Origin of the sequence: Clostridium malenominatum (genome assembly GCF_039521365.1) — a bacterium.
Lineage (GTDB): Bacteria > Bacillota > Clostridia > Clostridiales > Clostridiaceae > Clostridium_AW > Clostridium_AW malenominatum.
In genome coordinates, this window is record NZ_BAAACF010000003.1 from 321,172 (window position 1) to 336,950 (window position 15,779).

At 31.4% G+C, this 15,779-nt stretch carries 14 protein-coding genes, 1 tRNA gene and 1 other annotated feature; of the genes, 7 read left to right on the top strand and 8 right to left on the bottom strand.

The genetic code is table 11. The features are described from left to right. Positions 1-36: 36 nt before the first annotated feature. The 3 genes from ABDZ69_RS13380 to ABDZ69_RS13390 all read right to left on the bottom strand — a co-directional run bounded on the left by ABDZ69_RS13380 (position 37) and on the right by ABDZ69_RS13390 (position 1,735). Entirely contained in the window at positions 37-1,071 is a 1,035-nt protein-coding gene (locus ABDZ69_RS13380) for a nucleoid-associated protein (protein ID WP_343770382.1), read from the bottom strand. A 149-nt stretch (positions 1,072-1,220) separates the two neighbouring features. Next, positions 1,221-1,499, bottom strand: coding sequence for a spore coat protein (locus tag ABDZ69_RS13385; RefSeq protein WP_343770384.1), 279 nt, complete (start codon positions 1,497-1,499; stop codon positions 1,221-1,223). Between the two features lie 29 nt (positions 1,500-1,528). Then, entirely contained in the window at positions 1,529-1,735 is a 207-nt protein-coding gene (locus ABDZ69_RS13390; RefSeq protein ID WP_343770386.1) for a hypothetical protein, read from the bottom strand. A 131-nt stretch (positions 1,736-1,866) separates the two neighbouring features. Here ABDZ69_RS13390 and ABDZ69_RS13395 point away from each other — a divergent pair, with 131 nt between their 5' ends. The 6 genes from ABDZ69_RS13395 to leuS all read left to right on the top strand — a co-directional run bounded on the left by ABDZ69_RS13395 (position 1,867) and on the right by leuS (position 7,297). Next, the gene (locus ABDZ69_RS13395; RefSeq protein ID WP_343770388.1) at positions 1,867-2,412 is read left to right on the top strand and encodes a class IV adenylate cyclase; all 546 of its coding nucleotides are present in this window, start codon (positions 1,867-1,869) and stop codon (positions 2,410-2,412) included. Positions 2,413-2,414: 2 nt separating this feature from the next. After that, positions 2,415-3,299 (top strand): DUF5685 family protein, encoded by an 885-nt coding sequence (locus ABDZ69_RS13400; protein ID WP_343770390.1) that lies wholly within the window; start codon positions 2,415-2,417, stop codon positions 3,297-3,299. Beyond that, the gene (locus ABDZ69_RS13405) at positions 3,283-3,882 is read left to right on the top strand and encodes a J domain-containing protein (protein ID WP_343770392.1); all 600 of its coding nucleotides are present in this window, start codon (positions 3,283-3,285) and stop codon (positions 3,880-3,882) included. The genes ABDZ69_RS13400 and ABDZ69_RS13405 overlap by 17 nt, the downstream gene beginning before the upstream one ends. A 30-nt stretch (positions 3,883-3,912) precedes the next feature. Next, positions 3,913-4,419 (top strand): hypothetical protein, encoded by a 507-nt coding sequence (locus ABDZ69_RS13410; protein WP_343770394.1) that lies wholly within the window; start codon positions 3,913-3,915, stop codon positions 4,417-4,419. Positions 4,420-4,472: 53 nt separating this feature from the next. Beyond that, a tRNA-Gln gene (locus ABDZ69_RS13415) sits at positions 4,473-4,548 on the top strand. A 49-nt stretch (positions 4,549-4,597) separates the two neighbouring features. Beyond that, positions 4,598-4,802, top strand: a binding site (T-box leader). 56 nt (positions 4,803-4,858) lie between these two features. Further along, positions 4,859-7,297, top strand: coding sequence for a leucine--tRNA ligase (leuS, locus tag ABDZ69_RS13420; protein ID WP_343770395.1), 2,439 nt, complete (start codon positions 4,859-4,861; stop codon positions 7,295-7,297). 126 nt (positions 7,298-7,423) lie between these two features. Here leuS and ABDZ69_RS13425 read toward each other — a convergent pair whose 3' ends face one another. The 4 genes from ABDZ69_RS13425 to yjbM form a co-directional block, all read right to left on the bottom strand. Continuing rightward, positions 7,424-8,731 carry an ABC transporter permease gene (locus ABDZ69_RS13425; protein ID WP_343770396.1) on the bottom strand — a complete coding sequence of 436 codons (1,308 nt, stop codon included), beginning with the start codon at positions 8,729-8,731 and terminating at the stop codon, positions 7,424-7,426. Next, entirely contained in the window at positions 8,724-10,439 is a 1,716-nt protein-coding gene (locus ABDZ69_RS13430) for a COG1361 S-layer family protein (protein ID WP_343770398.1), read from the bottom strand. The genes ABDZ69_RS13425 and ABDZ69_RS13430 overlap by 8 nt, the downstream gene beginning before the upstream one ends. Position 10,440: 1 nt before the next feature. Then, positions 10,441-11,163 carry an ABC transporter ATP-binding protein gene (locus tag ABDZ69_RS13435; RefSeq protein WP_343770399.1) on the bottom strand — a complete coding sequence of 241 codons (723 nt, stop codon included), beginning with the start codon at positions 11,161-11,163 and terminating at the stop codon, positions 10,441-10,443. A gap of 246 nt (positions 11,164-11,409) precedes the next feature. After that, complete coding sequence (gene yjbM, locus ABDZ69_RS13440; protein WP_343770683.1) at positions 11,410-12,198, bottom strand: GTP diphosphokinase; 789 nt, start codon at positions 12,196-12,198, stop codon at positions 11,410-11,412. 122 nt (positions 12,199-12,320) lie between these two features. Between yjbM and ABDZ69_RS13445 the strand changes: the two genes are divergently transcribed. Next, positions 12,321-13,172, top strand: coding sequence for a DUF2225 domain-containing protein (locus ABDZ69_RS13445; protein ID WP_343770400.1), 852 nt, complete (start codon positions 12,321-12,323; stop codon positions 13,170-13,172). A 149-nt stretch (positions 13,173-13,321) separates the two neighbouring features. Here the strand turns inward: ABDZ69_RS13445 and ABDZ69_RS13450 are convergent, their stop codons facing one another. Then, entirely contained in the window at positions 13,322-15,766 is a 2,445-nt protein-coding gene (locus ABDZ69_RS13450; protein ID WP_343770401.1) for a CoA-disulfide reductase, read from the bottom strand. Positions 15,767-15,779: the final 13 nt, after the last annotated feature.

Here is a 15,779-nt window from a genome sequence, read left to right on the forward strand (position 1 = left end):
AACACTAAAAAACTAACCAACTAAATATCTTGAAAATTATTTCTCAATATAATTAATAATATTTTTAATAACTATATTTATAGTTCCATCTCCATTTCTTTGCACTTGAAACTTATTTACATCATTATAGGCCTCTTCATTGATGTATAAATCTATTTCCTTATCAATTTTAAGTCTAGTTCTTTTGTATTTCTTTTCCACCCAGTCTTTATCTACCTCTATTTTTTCTTTTACTCCCTCTGAATAAACATAGTCCATGTAGTTAGCTATAACTTCTTTATTGTCTCCAAATATTTCTTCTGAAACCTTATGTAGATCTATATTTTCTTCTTCTTTTAAAGTTTTCCTTACACTACTTCTAATTTTTTCTGCTTCTTCTGCATTTTCTTTTATATTGTTTCTTGTCCATTTTTCTGTAGCTGTGAAAAACTTTTTAGTTAAATCTCTTTTATTATCTATGATAGTGCACCCTAAAAACTTATTAATAAAATAGTTTGCTCCATATTCTTCCTCATCTTTTTTCTTTTGTTTATCAATTACATATAGATGAAAATCTTCTTCTTCTGAAAGTAATTTTATAAAAGCACATTTTTGTATCCTTTGAGAGCTAGAGGGAAGTCCTGTTAATTCTGGAACAATATCAATATCAACTTTATTTTCTACAAAGTTCACACTATGAGTGTAATTTTTAATATAATCCATCTTCAGTATTCCTAAAAGAGGACCTATTTCTGTGGATAAGGATACTACTATCAAATCTCCAGAAGGTATATTTACATTAGATTTCATTAGTACAAAAAGTTGTCTCCCTATCTCCTTTGAAGCTTCAATCATATCCATTTGACCACTTAAATAATCTCTACTTATTTCCTTTACTATGTTTCTTTCCTCATTAAATAAAGCATATTTTAAATCTTCATCCTTTAAGCATTTTTCTATATGCTTTAACAAAAAAGTATATATTTCCTCGCTTAAATTTAATTTATATTCATTTAATATTGGCTCCTCAGCATTATTATCTAATATGTGTATAACTGCTTCATTTATGTTTACTTCATTTATATATTGCAACTCTTCACATTCCTTTCTTTAGCATAATACTTTATCCTATGACTACCCACTATTATATCTATAATACCTTACAATTGTTATTATTTTCAAGTTATTAAATAAAAAGAGGGAATTTTGATTATTCAAAATTCCCTCTTTTTATTATATTATTATTTTAATTCTTGTTGCATTTGAGTTGATTCTGATTTTACCTTTTGAACTTCATTATCTGGTGCATCTTTTGTTTGATACCATCCCTTTTGTTTCATAGCATCAAATACTTTATATTGAATATCTTCAGTCTTTTTAAAATTATTTACTAAAACTGTTCTAAGGTTCTCACAAGATGTTTCTGTTATTCCTGTACTATATGCTGAAATAACCTGTTTTTCAGTAGTTAGTAAGTCTTGCATCAAGTCTTTTTCAGTTAAATTTGGTGTATTATGCATAAATGGTCCCTCCTAATATTTAATATAATTTACTGATGTGAATCAAGATAGCTCTTTAAATCATTAAAGTTTTGTTTATGAGTACTTGCTGCTTGAGTACATAGATTTTTTAAACTTTCATCAGTACAATACTGAGCATATAAATTGAATTTCTTATTCATTAAGGATTCATGAGCTAATTGATCTGATATAACTTTTAGGTTATTACTTTCTATTTGCTTATTTCCTATATTCATTTTATTACCTCCTGAATTTTAGTTTTATGATTACGCTAATTATTTTGCCCTTTATATTTGTAATTATTTATTTTTTTATTTTGTAATTTATTCTTATATGCTATAATCTCAATTAAATAGGAGTGATTTGTTTGAAAGAACTTGAAGTTAAAATACTAACCATTGATTTAGAAGATATTAGACAAAAAATAAAGGATTTAAATTGTGCAAAGGTAAAGGAAGAAAATCAAATAAATAACCTTTATGATTTTAAAGATAAGTCCCTTTTAAAAGAGCATGGTTATGCTAGAATTAGAATAGTTGAAGATTTATTACATTATGAAACTAAATATTATATGACAGTAAAAAAACTACTTAATAGTGATAAATTTAAAGTTATGGAAGAAAACGAAGTTTTAATATCCAATCCTGATGAAGGGGATAAGATTTTCAAAGCTTTAGGTTTAGAACTTACTCAATGTATAAAAAAATATAGGGAAAGCTATAAGTATAATAATTCACTTATTGAAATAGATATAAATGATAAGTCCTTTTGCCCTTTTCCTTATATTGAAATAGAATCTCCAAATGAAGAAGAGTTAGAAGAAGTAGTTTTAAAACTTGGATATACTATGGACGACACTACTTCAAAGAGCATATATGAGTTAATTAAACTCTTTAAAAGTAAGGAACAATAGCTATGTTTGGATATGTAACGCCCTGCAAAATGGAATTAAAATTAAAGGATTATGAAAAATTTAAATCTTATTATTGTGGTCTTTGCAAAGCTATTAAAAATAATTTTGGCAATATACCAAGATTCGTTTTAAATTATGACATGACCTTTCTAGCTATACTTTTAGATTCCATTGAGGATAGCTGTCCAAAGTATGAAACCCAACGATGCATGGTTCATCCAATAAAGAAAAAAATAGTACTTGAGGAAAACAAGCCCTTAAAGTATGCTGCCTTTTGCAATGTTTCTTTAACTTATTTTAAATTAATCGATAATATAAAAGATGAACAATCTTTAAAAAGCAAAATACTTAAAAGAATTTTAAGTAGCTATATTAACAAAAATCATACTTTATATGAAGAGAGCTTTAACAATATAGATAAAATTTTAAAGGATTTATATGCCCTAGAGGAAAACAATATTTCTTCCTCCATAGATGAATTAAGCCATCCCTTCGCCTACTTAACGGGATATATTTTATCCTCTTATATTAGCGAGGATAATGAAGTTTCAAATAACCTTTACAATTTAGGTTATAATCTTGGTAAATGGATTTATATATTAGATGCTTGGGACGATTTAGAAAGGGATATGAAAGAAAACAAGTTCAATGGAATTAATTCTGTTTTTAATAAGGATAATAAATCCTATGAAGCATTAATCTTAAATACAAAGGATAGAATAAACCTTATTTTAACTTTTTGTGCAAGGCAATGCCTTCATTTTATGAATAAACTTCCTTTAAAGAAAAATGAAGAGCTTTTATATAATATACTTCAATTTGGTCTTATGGAAAAAATAGATACAGTTTTTAAAAGGAGTGAAAAGTGTAATGGGAAATCCATATGAAATACTTGAAATTAAAGAAGGAGCTTCAAAAGAAGAGGTTAAGAGAGCATATAGAGAACTGGCTAAAAAATACCATCCAGATCAATATGGAAATAATCCGTTAAGAGATTTAGCTGAAGAAAAAATGAGAGAAATAAATGAAGCTTATGATTATCTTATGAGAAATACCAATGATTATAGCAATAGTAGTAGTAATAGCTATAATAGCAATAATGATTATGCAGACTATAGTTCTATTCGAATGGATATACAATTAGGCCATTTTTCAGAGGCCGAAGGAAAACTTTCAAGAATTTCTTTAAGAAATGCAGAGTGGAATTACTTAATGGGTGTAATAAACCTTAAAAAGGGTTGGTATGATTCTGCAATTAATTATCTAAGGACAGCAACGGCTATGGACCCTTCCAATATGGAGTATAGAGATACTCTAAGTAGAATAAATAATATGAACAATACTTATAGACAGCCCTATCAAAATAGTAGATACGGCAGAGACTCTGATTTTTGTGATATTTGTACAACTCTTTATTGTTTAGACTGTTTTTGTGAATGTTGTGGTGGAGATTTAATAAGTTGCTGTTAAAGCATCTGAATCAATATGGAGGTATTATTAATGAAAACTTCTTATTTGACTAAAGGTGGAATTCTCTCAGCCCTGGGGGTAATTTTTATATATCTTAGTACCATTGCTCCTACTAATAAATTGTTTTTACTAGTAATATCTTCTGCTCTAATACCCTTAGGAGTAATAGGGACTAATATCAAAGTCGCATTAGGCATATATACAAGTACTAGTTTGCTCGGCCTATTTATAATAGGTTTTAAAGGTTCCGTTTTCTTGTATATAATATTTTTTGGAATTTACGGAATAATAAAATTGTATATAGAAAAAATAGGAACTTTACATTTAGAACTGATAGCTAAATTTGTTTTTTTCAACCTATGCCTTTATATAGCTTATTTAGCTATTTACTTAGTTCTTCCAAACTTTGACTTGAATAAGCTTCCTTTACCATTGCCAATAATACTAATATTATTAGAAGTATCCTTCTTCCTATACGACTATGCCTTGACCTTATTTATCCACAAGGCAGCTAAGTTTTTCAGGAAAAACAGTTGACAGTAAATTATATTTTGATATAATGATAATGTCGCTATTGGCAAAAAAGTTGATGCCCATTAGCCAAATGGTAAGGCACCTGCCTCTGGAGCAGGCATTTTGTTGGTTCGAGTCCAGCATGGGCAGCCAGAACTCTTGAGGAATCAAGAGTTTTTATTTTAATAGTATAGTTTAATATTTAAAAACTGTGAACAGGAGTAGTAATTTTCAATTCCCTTTAAGAGAACTATTGGTTGGTGAAAAATAGTAGTGATAGAAAATGAACTCGCCTGGGAGTTTATTTGCTCTATAGGCAAGTACGGTAATTCCGTTAAAGTTTTAAGTGAAAGTCTAAATTAGACTTTAATTAGAGTGGTACCGCGAAGCATACTTTCGTCTCTTTGGAGATGGAGGTTTTTTTGTTTTTTAGGATATTATATTAAAAACAGGAGGGATAAATATGAGTAATTACGGAACTCACATTGATGAAAAATGGCAACAAAAATGGGAAGACACCAATCTTTATAAATTTGATAAAGATAAAGAAGGAGAAAAGCTATATGTATTAGAAATGTTCTCCTACCCATCAGGTAGCAATCTTCACGCAGGACATTGGTTTAACTATGGTCCTGTAGATTCTTGGGCTAGATTTAAGAGGATGAAAGGCTTTAATGTATTTCAGCCAATGGGCTTTGATGCTTTTGGACTTCCAGCAGAAAACTTTGCAATAAAAACAGGAATACATCCAAAGGACTCTACCATGAAAAACATAGCTACTATGGAAAAACAGCTAAAAGCTATGGGAGCCATGTTTAACTGGGAAAACGAAGTAATAACCTGTAATGAGGATTACTATAAATGGACTCAATGGTTATTCTTAAAGCTTTATGAAAAAGGATTAGCTTATAGAAAAAATGCACCTGTCAACTGGTGCCCAAGTTGTAATACAGTACTTGCTAATGAACAGGTTCTTGATGGCGAATGTGAGAGATGCTCCAGCGAAGTTACTAAGAAAGATTTAACTCAATGGTTCTTTAAAATTACAGATTACTCAGAAGAATTACTTCAAAAGCTTGAAGAATTAGATTGGCCAGAAAAAACTAAGGCTATGCAAAAACATTGGATAGGAAAGTCTATTGGGGCTGAAGCTACCTTTAAAATGTCCGATTCAGAGCTTTCTTTCAATGTATTCACCACTAGAGCAGATACTTTATTTGGAGTTACTTATGTGGTGTTAGCTCCTGAAAATCCGTTGGTAGATGAAATTACAACAGAATACTATAGAGCTGACGTAGAAGCTTATAAAGAAGAGACGAAAAAGCAATCAGATATTGAAAGGCAATCAATAACAAGAGAAAAAACTGGAGTGTTCACAGGCTCCTATGCAATAAACCCTATTAACGGAAGAAAGGTTCCTGTTTGGGTTGCAGATTATGTATTAGCTACTTACGGAACTGGTGCTGTTATGGCAGTTCCAGCTCACGATGAAAGAGATTTCGCTTTTGCAACAAAATATGAACTTCCAATAGAAAGAGTTATAAAGGGTGGAGAAGGTCTTCCTTACGTAGATCCAGGCATCATGGTAAATAGCGGTGAATTTGATGGCATGAACTCTGAAGAAGGCAGAATTGCTATTATTGACAAGTTAGAAGCTGAAGGCAAAGGAAGCAAGAAAGTTAATTATAGATTAAGAGACTGGTTAGTATCAAGACAAAGATATTGGGGAGCACCTATTCCAGTTGTATATTGTGATAAATGCGGTATTGTACCGGTACCTGAAAATGAACTTCCAGTAAAACTTCCATATAACGTGGAGTTTGCTCCAGATGGAAAATCTCCTTTAGCGAAATCTGAAGAGTTTATAAATACAACTTGCCCACATTGTGGTGGAGCTGCTAAAAGAGAAGCTGACACTCTAGATACTTTTGTTTGTTCATCTTTCTATTACTTAAGATATGCAGATAACAAAAATGAAAAGGAAGCTTTCAATAAGGATATAGTGAACAAAATTCTTCCTGTTGATAAATACGTAGGCGGACCAGAACATGCTTGCATGCACCTTCTTTACGCAAGATTTATCAATAAGGCTTTAAGAGACATGGGGTATTTAGATTTTGATGAGCCTTTTACTTCTTTAACACATCAAGGCTTAATACTTGGACCAGATGGACAAAAGATGAGTAAATCAAAGGGAAATACTATCTCTCCAGATGATTACATTAAAGAATTCGGTTCTGACGTATTTAGAATGTATTTAATGTTTGGATTTGACTACACAGAAGGTGGAGCTTGGAGCGATGATGGAATAAAATCCATAGGTAAGTTTGTTGATAGGGTGGAAAGAATCATAGACTCCTCTAGAAGCTATATTAATAACCCTGTTAATTCTAAAGATTCTATGGATAAAGTAGAAAAGGAATTAAACTTTATAAGACATTACACCATAAAATCAGTAACAGAAGATATGGATAAAATGCAGTTTAATACTTGTATCGCAAGGCTTATGGAGTTTACAAATGCATTATCTAAATATATTAGCGAAGAAGTTAAAAATCCTGTGTTCTTAAAAGAATGCTTAGTAGACTATGTAAAATTATTTGCACCTTTTGCTCCTCACTTTAGTGAAGAACAATGGTCCCTTTTAGAAATGCCATTTTCTATATTCAATGAGAAATGGCCAGAATTCAATGCAAATGCCTTAGTAAAGGACGAAATTGAAATAGCAATACAAATAAACGGAAAAGTTAAAGGAAGAATTAATATACCTTCAGGTCTTTCTGATGATGATATTAAATTAGCTGCCTTAGCTTCCCCAGATACTCAAAAGCATATTGAGGGTAAATCCGTAGTTAAGGTAATTGTTATAAAAGGAAGCTTAGTTAATATAGTAGTGAAATAAGGCTATTTAATTAAAAATTAATACTTAAAAAATAAATGGGGATTTTGCCAAATCAAAATCCCTTCATTATTTGTTATTTATTCATTGTCATCTGTTCTCTGAATAAAAGCCTCCGCGCTTTTACTCTTACTCCGTCTTAATCGCTTCTAAAGCACTTAGCTTAGTAGCCCTTTTAGCAGGATAGAAACCTGATATTACTCCAACTAATGTTGTAAAGGCTAAAGCTGCAAATACTAACCACATAGGAATAATGGATAGTTTAGTATTTCCACTTCCAGGACCTCCAAGCATATTCACATTACGTCCTAAAAAGTTTATTATAAATGAAAGTCCATAGCTTAGGGCTATACCCAAAAATCCTCCTGAAAGGCCAATGGTACCTGCTTCAAAAAGAAATATTCTTTTTATATCTCTTAGTTGTGCCCCTATAACCTTCATGACACCTATTTCTCTAGTTCTTTCATAAATAGACATTATCATAGTATTGGTTATACCTAATGCTGCTACAAGGAGAGATACTGCACCTATTCCTCCTAGCACTGCTTGAATTGTACCTGCAGTTTTCTTAAGGGAATCTAAAAAATCATTTAAGCTGAATGCATTATATCCTAAATCTTTAATTTGCTTTTGTATATCTGCTACTTCATTCATATCTTTAACTTTTACTAATATTTGCTGATACTTGTTCTTGTTTGTATTTTGTCTCCCTTTGCTACCCTCTAGTTTCTGTTGTTCCTTCTTAAGCTTTTCTATCTCACTAATGCTCATGTAAACATAGCTATCCTTCTCATAGTCACCTTCTTTAAGAACTCCCACTACATTTATTTTCATAGGTTTTCCGCCCTTAGGTTGTCCCTTGTCGTCATAAACATTAAAGCTCATAGTGAACTTATCCTTTAGAGGTTTTATATTTGGTTCTTTATATGGCCCTCTAATTCTTTTTTCATCATAAAAAAATCTTTTTACTGCTCCTCCAAAAACCATGTTATAAGAATCGCCAGTTTTTAAAAGTCTTCCTTCTTCTATTTTATAATCAAAGGCTTCCATCGATTTTGGATCAACACCTCTTAAATTTATATGTGCAGTGTACTTTCCTGTATTTAGTTTCATATTCATATCCATTACAGGCGTTACCGCTTCCACTCCTTTTATATCCTTTAAGGTCTTTAAAGCATCATCATCTAAATATACTTTCTTTTGACTTATAGCCCCTCCTCTATTCCCCATATCATAATTTTCCATAACAGTAATAGTATTTAGACTTCCCATCTCACTTATACTTTGTTTAAAGCTATAGCTCATACCAAACCCCAAGGAAAGCATGGTAATTATAGAACTTGTTCCTATAACTACCCCTAGTATGGTAAGAAAAGTTCTCAGCTTTCTACGCCATAGATTCTTCAAACCCATCCTAATAATGTCTAAACTATTCATCTAAGGTCATACCTTTCTTTTTCTTATTTTTCTTCCAAATAATAAATCCTGCTACTGTTACTAAGAATAGGCTTGAGCTTATTATTAATTTCTTTTTGCTTGTCGCTGGTTTCATGTCAGGTGGCATATTATCCATCCCTGGTTCCATAGCTGGCATTTCCATTACATTTATATTAAAATCCTTCTTTACTTCTACATGTTCCCCTGCAGTATTATCATAAGAAAATACTAAAGTTCCTTTAAGAGGCCCTGGAGCATTAGGAATGACACTTCCATCATAGCTCTCTGAGTTTCCTGCTTCAAAATTTCCTAAAAAGTACTGACCATTTTCTGTAGAAAAATCTCCTTTTAATTCTATCATTACATTACTTAAAGTAACTTTTCCCTTATTGTAGAACTGAACATTAATTGGAATTGGCTGACCTATAAAACCTTCTGGTGGAAGCTCTATATTTCCAATTTCAAGTTTAGTCTGCTGTACTACAGGCACTCCTATAAGTTCAGTAGCTTTAAGCTCTTTTCCATCTTCATCTTCATATTCAAAGTTAGCTGTAAGGGTATAGGTTTTTGCCTTAGCATCTGGAACAGTAAACATTGTAATATTCTTTTCCACCCTTCCCTTTGGTGGAATTTCATCTATATAGAAGGTATTACTTGTATTTACAGGACTAAATACACTTCCGCTTCCCTCTGTTTTTTCATCTACTGTTAATGTAATTTTTATATTTTTTACTGATTTATTAGCATTTGTGTTAAAAAAAGATAGGTTCATATCAAAATTTTGTCCAGCCCTTACTAATTTAGGTTGAAAACTATATCTATCAATTATAAGTTTTGGATTTAAGTTAGCTCCTCCTCCACCTACATTTACAAAAAATTTATAGGTTTCTTCTGGTATATCTTTACCGCTTAATTTTAAATCTATTGCTTGTCCACCCTTCTCAATATTGTCTGCAGCTTGCAATTCTAGTTTAATGTTTTTAGCTTCTTCCCCTGCAATGGTCCCCAAATATTGGCTATTAGAATTGTTTACAATAACAAAGTTTTTTCCAATGCCATCTACAACAACTTTAACATCCTTAGCTTCAATAGTTCCCTTATTTTTAACTACAAAGTCTACCATTACCTTTTCCCCTGGCTTTATGTCAGTTGGAGTTGTAGTTATTTTTTCTAGTTGCAATTTTGGCATTACACTATCATTTACAATCTTTACATTTATAGTTTCTACCATTGTAACCGCCTTATCTCCGAAAACATTGCTATATTTAAAGTTTAACTTTAGAGGATACATTCCTTCTGCTACATTGTTTTTTATTCTAAGTTTAAACTCTATATTGGCTGTTTCTTTTGAGTTAATAGTTTCTATAGCTTTACTTAAAGTTCCATATTCAAGCGTAAAAGGACACTCTTTATCTGTTAAATCTGGCGTAATAATTAAATTTTTAGCAGCATGACTCCCAATATTTTTAATGGCTACAGGAACTTTTATTAAATCTCCTGCAGAAAACTTGAGCATGTCTCCCTCTACTATTGTTAGAGTTGCCATGTAAGTTGAAGTATCTATTGGAGTTATAGGCATATCTACCGATGCAATATCCTTGCTTTTAGATATTGCATCACCGTTACTTGCTTTAACTCTTGTTAAATTAAAACTTATTCCCGACAAAAGCAACATTAAACTCAATAAAAAACTAAACAATCTTTTCATTCTAAGCCTCTCCCTTTTTCTCTATTATCTTTTTATTTTCATTAGTTACTATTTTTTCTATGTTTCCATCCCTTATGTATACAATTCTATCTGCGTAAGTGGAAATTTCTACGTCATGAGTTACTATTATTAATGTTTGATTATGTTCCTTTGCCATAGATATAATTAATGCCATTATTTCCTCAGTGGTCTTTGTATCTAGGTTCCCAGTAGGCTCGTCCGCAAATACAATATTAGGACTATTTACAAAGGCTCTTGCTATACTTACCCTTTGTTGCTGTCCTCCACTCATTTGAGAGGGCTTGTGAGTAAGTCTTTGTCCAAGTCCTACAGCCTTTAACATTTCTTTTGCTTTTTTATCCCTTTGACCCTTAGATACATTTCTAAATATTAAAGGTAAACTCACATTTTCCAGCGCCGAAAATGTAGATAATAGGTTATAGGACTGGAAAACGAAACCTATGTATTTTTGCCTAAAAAGTGCTAATTGGTCTTCACTCATTTTTTCTATATGTTTATCTTTTATTATTATTTCTCCCTTAGTGGGTTTCTCCAGGCCTGCCATCATATTAAGAAGAGTACTTTTGCCTGACCCTGAGGTACCCAGCAAACATAATATTTCTCCCATGCCAACCTTTAAACTTATATCATCGAGGGCAACTATTTTCTCTTCTCCCATTCTATATACTTTTCTAACGTTATTTAACTCAATTATATTCTCCAAGAAGTAACCTCCTCTCCATACATATACTCATATTTTATATTAATAATACGTTAAAATATATACAAATTGTTTACATTATCCAACTTTTAAGAATATTTTAAGAAACAAAAAGTATATCCCCTTAGTCACCAATCTATTCGCCTACAACTTCAAAGATGAAGTTGTATCGACTCACTACTCACTCTATGTGACATCAGTGATATACTCTTTTACTGGATACAAACGGGAAAGCTGATTTCAATTTTCCTATTTATAAATATCTAAAGTTTTTTCCGTCGCTCTTAGGAGTTTATTAAACTCAAATACCTCTCCCTCTTCAATTAGTTTATTTAACTGACTTTGGTATCTCAAGGATTCAGCTGATTTTCCTATGGAAGATAGAGTGAGTATATTATCCATTATAGTAGATACTATGTTTGATTTAATTTCAAAAAGCTTTTGTGCATCCTTTATTTCATCCTTAATTTCTAACATCAAATTGTCCAAATTAAAGGCTGCATCTGCTGCGCTTTTCAATTTATATTTTATTTCTTTAGGTATGTCATGTTTATACTTATAATTTAATGAGTGTTCAATAGTGGCCCAAAAGTTCATGGCTAGGGTTCTAATTTGAAACTCTGCCAATATTTCTTTAGTGCCTTCAGTCATATTTACAGGGTATCTTATTATTACATGGTAACTTCTATATCCACTTGATTTAACGTTAGTAACGTAATCCTTCTCATAGATTATCTGCATGTCATTTCTTTGTCTCATAAGGCTTACTACTCTTTCCACATCATCAACAAATTGACACATGACTCTTATACCAGCTATATCTTCAATTTCATATTCTATTCTATCTAAAGAAATATCAAATTTATTAGCTTTCTCCAAAATACTTGATATTTCTTTTACTCTTCCTGTAACAAATTCTACAGGGGAATACTCATTTTTTCTTCTACATTCTGTTCTTATACTTCTAAATTTTACCTTTAATTCTTCCACTGCTTGCTCATAGGGTATTAAAAAAGTCTTCCATTCTCTCATTGCAATAACCCCCTTTAGGTTCCTACAAATATTATAATACATTAAAGGGTAATTAATAATACATTTTACCTATTTTTTTGATATAATATATATATTATATCAAAATAACAGGTTAGAGGTTGATTTATATGGACAAAAACATTTTTTCTGGTTTAGATAAGTTTGGATTTAAAGATATAGAAGATATAAAAATTTATAGCAGTGATGATGAGGAAAAGGAAGAAGTAAAATCCTCCGTTCATTCCCCTTTATATGACAAGGCAATTATATGTCCTGTTTGCAGAAACGCATTTAAGACAAAGGCTGTAAAATCCTCTTACTATAGAATAGGGAAAAAAGATTCGGACTTTCTAGTAAGATATCTTACAATAAATCCTTATTTTTATGATGTATGGTTATGTAATAATTGTGGGTATAGCGCCTTAAAAGTGGATTTTGAAAAATTAAGAGAAGGGGAAATAGAAAAAGTAAAAAAAATTATTAGGCCTCGCTGGAAGTCTAGAGAATACGGTTCTGATTATGATGAAAATATAGCTATTGAGAGGTATAAATTAGCTCTATTAAATTATGCTGTAATAGAAGCTAAAGCCAGTAAAAAAGCAATAACCTGCTTAAAGATAGCATGGATGTATAGACTTTTAGAAGATGGAGAAAATGAACTAATTTTTCTAAAACAAGCCCTTGAAGGTTTTAACCAAGCTTTTTTCAATGAAATGTTCCCAATTTACGGCATGGATAAATTTACTGTAATGTATCTTATAGGAGAACTTCATAGAAGAGTTGGAGAATATGAAAATGCCCTTCTTTGGTATAGCCAAGTTATAACCACTCCTGCAGTTTCTCCAAAGCTAAAAGAGCTAGCTAGAGATGGGAAAGATTTAATAAAAGAATATCAACAGTACCATGAGAAAGAACATGAAAATGAGAATGTGGAAGAAGATGGTGTAAAGGGTATTTTTTCTAAGTTTTTTGGAAAATAAGCTCTTTTAGAATTAACAATTAAAATTTAACAATTGACAATTTAAGATAGAATTTTTTATAAAAAATTCTTTTAATATACTAAAATAAAAAGCTTTTGACCTGGTCAAAAGCTTTTTGTAATTGTTCATTATTAATCATTAATTTTTAATTATATAAACAGGTTAACATTAGAATCTTCCGCTTCTCCTAAATAGTATCCAACTCCCCCTATTTCCACTCCCTCTATTAATTCTTCTTTTTTTAGTCCCATAACGTCTAAAGACATTTGGCAAGCTACTATATTTATTCCGCTATCCATTGCTGATTTAATTAATTCCTCTAAAGATGTTATGTTCTTATTTTTCATTACCATTCTTATCATCTTAGGACCCATGCCCATCATATTCATATTGGAAAGTTTTAACTTTTTACTTCCTCTTGGCATCATAACTCCGAACATTTTATCCATAAAGCCTTTAGTTACACTCACCTTTTCTGGCTTTCTAAGCACATTTAATCCCCAAAAGGTGAAAAACATTGTAACTTTTTTACCCATGGATGCTGCTCCATTAGCTATTATGAACGAAGCAATTGCCTTGTCTAAGTCTCCGCTAAATACTACAATGGTTTTATTATCATTTACACCATTATTAGTTTTTTCAGAGGTAACTGCCTGTTCTCCCTGACCTTTTCTAATTGTAGCCTCAATTATTCCTTTTTCTTTTTTTATACCCATTAATTCATTATTAGTTCTTTCACACCAAGCCTTTATATCTCCAAAAAATCCTGGATCTGAAGCTCTAGCTTTTAATACTTCTCCATCTTCCATGAATCCTAAAGTTTTGCTTACCTGCATTAATGGCCCTGGGCAACTCAATCCACAGATATCTAACTCTTTATCAACATTGTTCATAGATTTCTCCTCTCCCTTTTGTGAATTATTTTCATTTTTCTCATCTAAATCCTTAGGAGCAAATTTGCTCATGATATAGGTCTTATATCCACCATTTAAGTTTTTAGCCCTAAAACCATTGGCCTTTAATATTCTATAGGTAATGTATCCTCTTAATCCTATTTGACAGTATATAATTATTTCTTTATCCTTATCTAACTCATTTAATCTGCTTCTTATCTCTTGTAGTGGAATATTAACAGAACCCTCAATCTTTCCACCGGAATACTCTAATTCAGTTCTAACATCTAAAAGTACAGTATTTTCCTTGTCTCTATTATCTAATTCCTCTGGTGAAATCATCTCTACCATATTTCTTAATATATTTTCTCCTAGAAATCCAGCCATGTTTACTGGATCCTTAGCGGAAGAATATGGTGGTGCATAGGAAAGTTCCAATTCTTCTAAATCATAAATAGTTCCACCTAATCTAATAGCAGTGGCAATTACATCTATTCTTTTATCAACCCCATCATATCCACAACCCTGAGCCCCTAGTACCTTTCCCTCTTTATCAAAAAGTACTTTAATGGCCATTGGAATTGCGCCTGGATAATACGATGCATGGGATTGTGGATGAATATGAAGTACTTTATAATCAATATTTGAAGCTTTTAACCCTCTTTCATTATTTCCAGTACTAGCAGCTGTCAAATCAAAGATTTTAATTATTGCCGTTCCTTGAGTTCCCTTATATTTTGAATCAATACCACATATATTATCAGCTGCTATTCTACCTTGTTTATTTGCTGGTCCTGCAAGGGGTATAGCCGTATTTTTCTTACTTATAAAATCTATAACCTCTATAGCATCTCCAACAGCATATATATTTGGTATATTTGTTTCCATATTATCCTTTACTAAAATGTGACCCCTATTTCCCAATTCTATGCCACTATCTTTTATAAAATCCGTATCTGGTTTTACTCCTATAGCTAAAATAACTATTTCAGCATCTATAGTTTTTCCGCTATTTAAAAGGACTGATAAGCCTTTATCCTTATCTTTAAAGCTCTTGACACCATCATTTAATATTAAAGTTACTCCATTATCCTCAAGTTCCTTTTCTGCGTAGGTAACCATGTCAGAGTCAAAAGGTGCTAAAATATGAGGTGCTGCTTCTACTAACGATACCTTAACCCCTCTGTGAACTAGATTTTCTGCCATTTCTACTCCAATATATCCTCCACCTATAACCACTGCTTTTTTTATCTCTTCATCATCTATATAGGTTTTTATTTTATCCATATCTGGTATGTTTCTTAGAATAAATATTTTTTTGCTATTTATACCTTCAATGGCTGGTCTTAAAGACTTCCCTCCAGGGGATAAAATTAAATAATCATAGGTTTCCTCATAAATCCCCTTATCCTTACTCCTCACCTTTACTTTATTTAATTTTGCATCTACTTCTATTACTTCACTTTCTACTCTAATGTCTATGTTAAATTTCTTTCCCATTTCTTCTGGAGTTTGAAGTATAAGACTTTCCCTTTCTTTTATAGTTTCTCCTATGTGGTAAGGAAGGCCACAATTAGCAAAGGATATATATTCTCCTTTTTCAAACATAATAATTTCTATATTCTCATCTAATCTTCTAAGTCTAGCTGCAGCAGAAGCTCCTCCTGCTACACCTCCTACTATTAAAACTTTTTTACTCATATTTTCTCCTCCA

Excerpts from the sequence above, each read along its gene's own strand:
- ABDZ69_RS13385 (WP_343770384.1), bottom strand. The coding sequence starts at position 1,499 with ATGCATAATACACCAAATTTAACTGAAAAAGACTTGATGCAAGACTTA.
- ABDZ69_RS13430 (WP_343770398.1), bottom strand. The coding sequence starts at position 10,439 with ATGAAAAGATTGTTTAGTTTTTTATTGAGTTTAATGTTGCTTTTGTCG.
- ABDZ69_RS13450 (WP_343770401.1), bottom strand. The coding sequence starts at position 15,766 with ATGAGTAAAAAAGTTTTAATAGTAGGAGGTGTAGCAGGAGGAGCTTCT.
- ABDZ69_RS13400 (WP_343770390.1), top strand. The coding sequence starts at position 2,415 with ATGTTTGGATATGTAACGCCCTGCAAAATGGAATTAAAATTAAAGGAT.
- ABDZ69_RS13405 (WP_343770392.1), top strand. The coding sequence starts at position 3,283 with ATGGGAAATCCATATGAAATACTTGAAATTAAAGAAGGAGCTTCAAAA.
- ABDZ69_RS13410 (WP_343770394.1), top strand. The coding sequence starts at position 3,913 with ATGAAAACTTCTTATTTGACTAAAGGTGGAATTCTCTCAGCCCTGGGG.
- ABDZ69_RS13445 (WP_343770400.1), top strand. The coding sequence starts at position 12,321 with ATGGACAAAAACATTTTTTCTGGTTTAGATAAGTTTGGATTTAAAGAT.
- ABDZ69_RS13390 (WP_343770386.1), bottom strand. The coding sequence starts at position 1,735 with ATGAATATAGGAAATAAGCAAATAGAAAGTAATAACCTAAAAGTTATA.
- ABDZ69_RS13425 (WP_343770396.1), bottom strand. The coding sequence starts at position 8,731 with ATGAATAGTTTAGACATTATTAGGATGGGTTTGAAGAATCTATGGCGT.
- leuS (WP_343770395.1), top strand. The coding sequence starts at position 4,859 with ATGAGTAATTACGGAACTCACATTGATGAAAAATGGCAACAAAAATGG.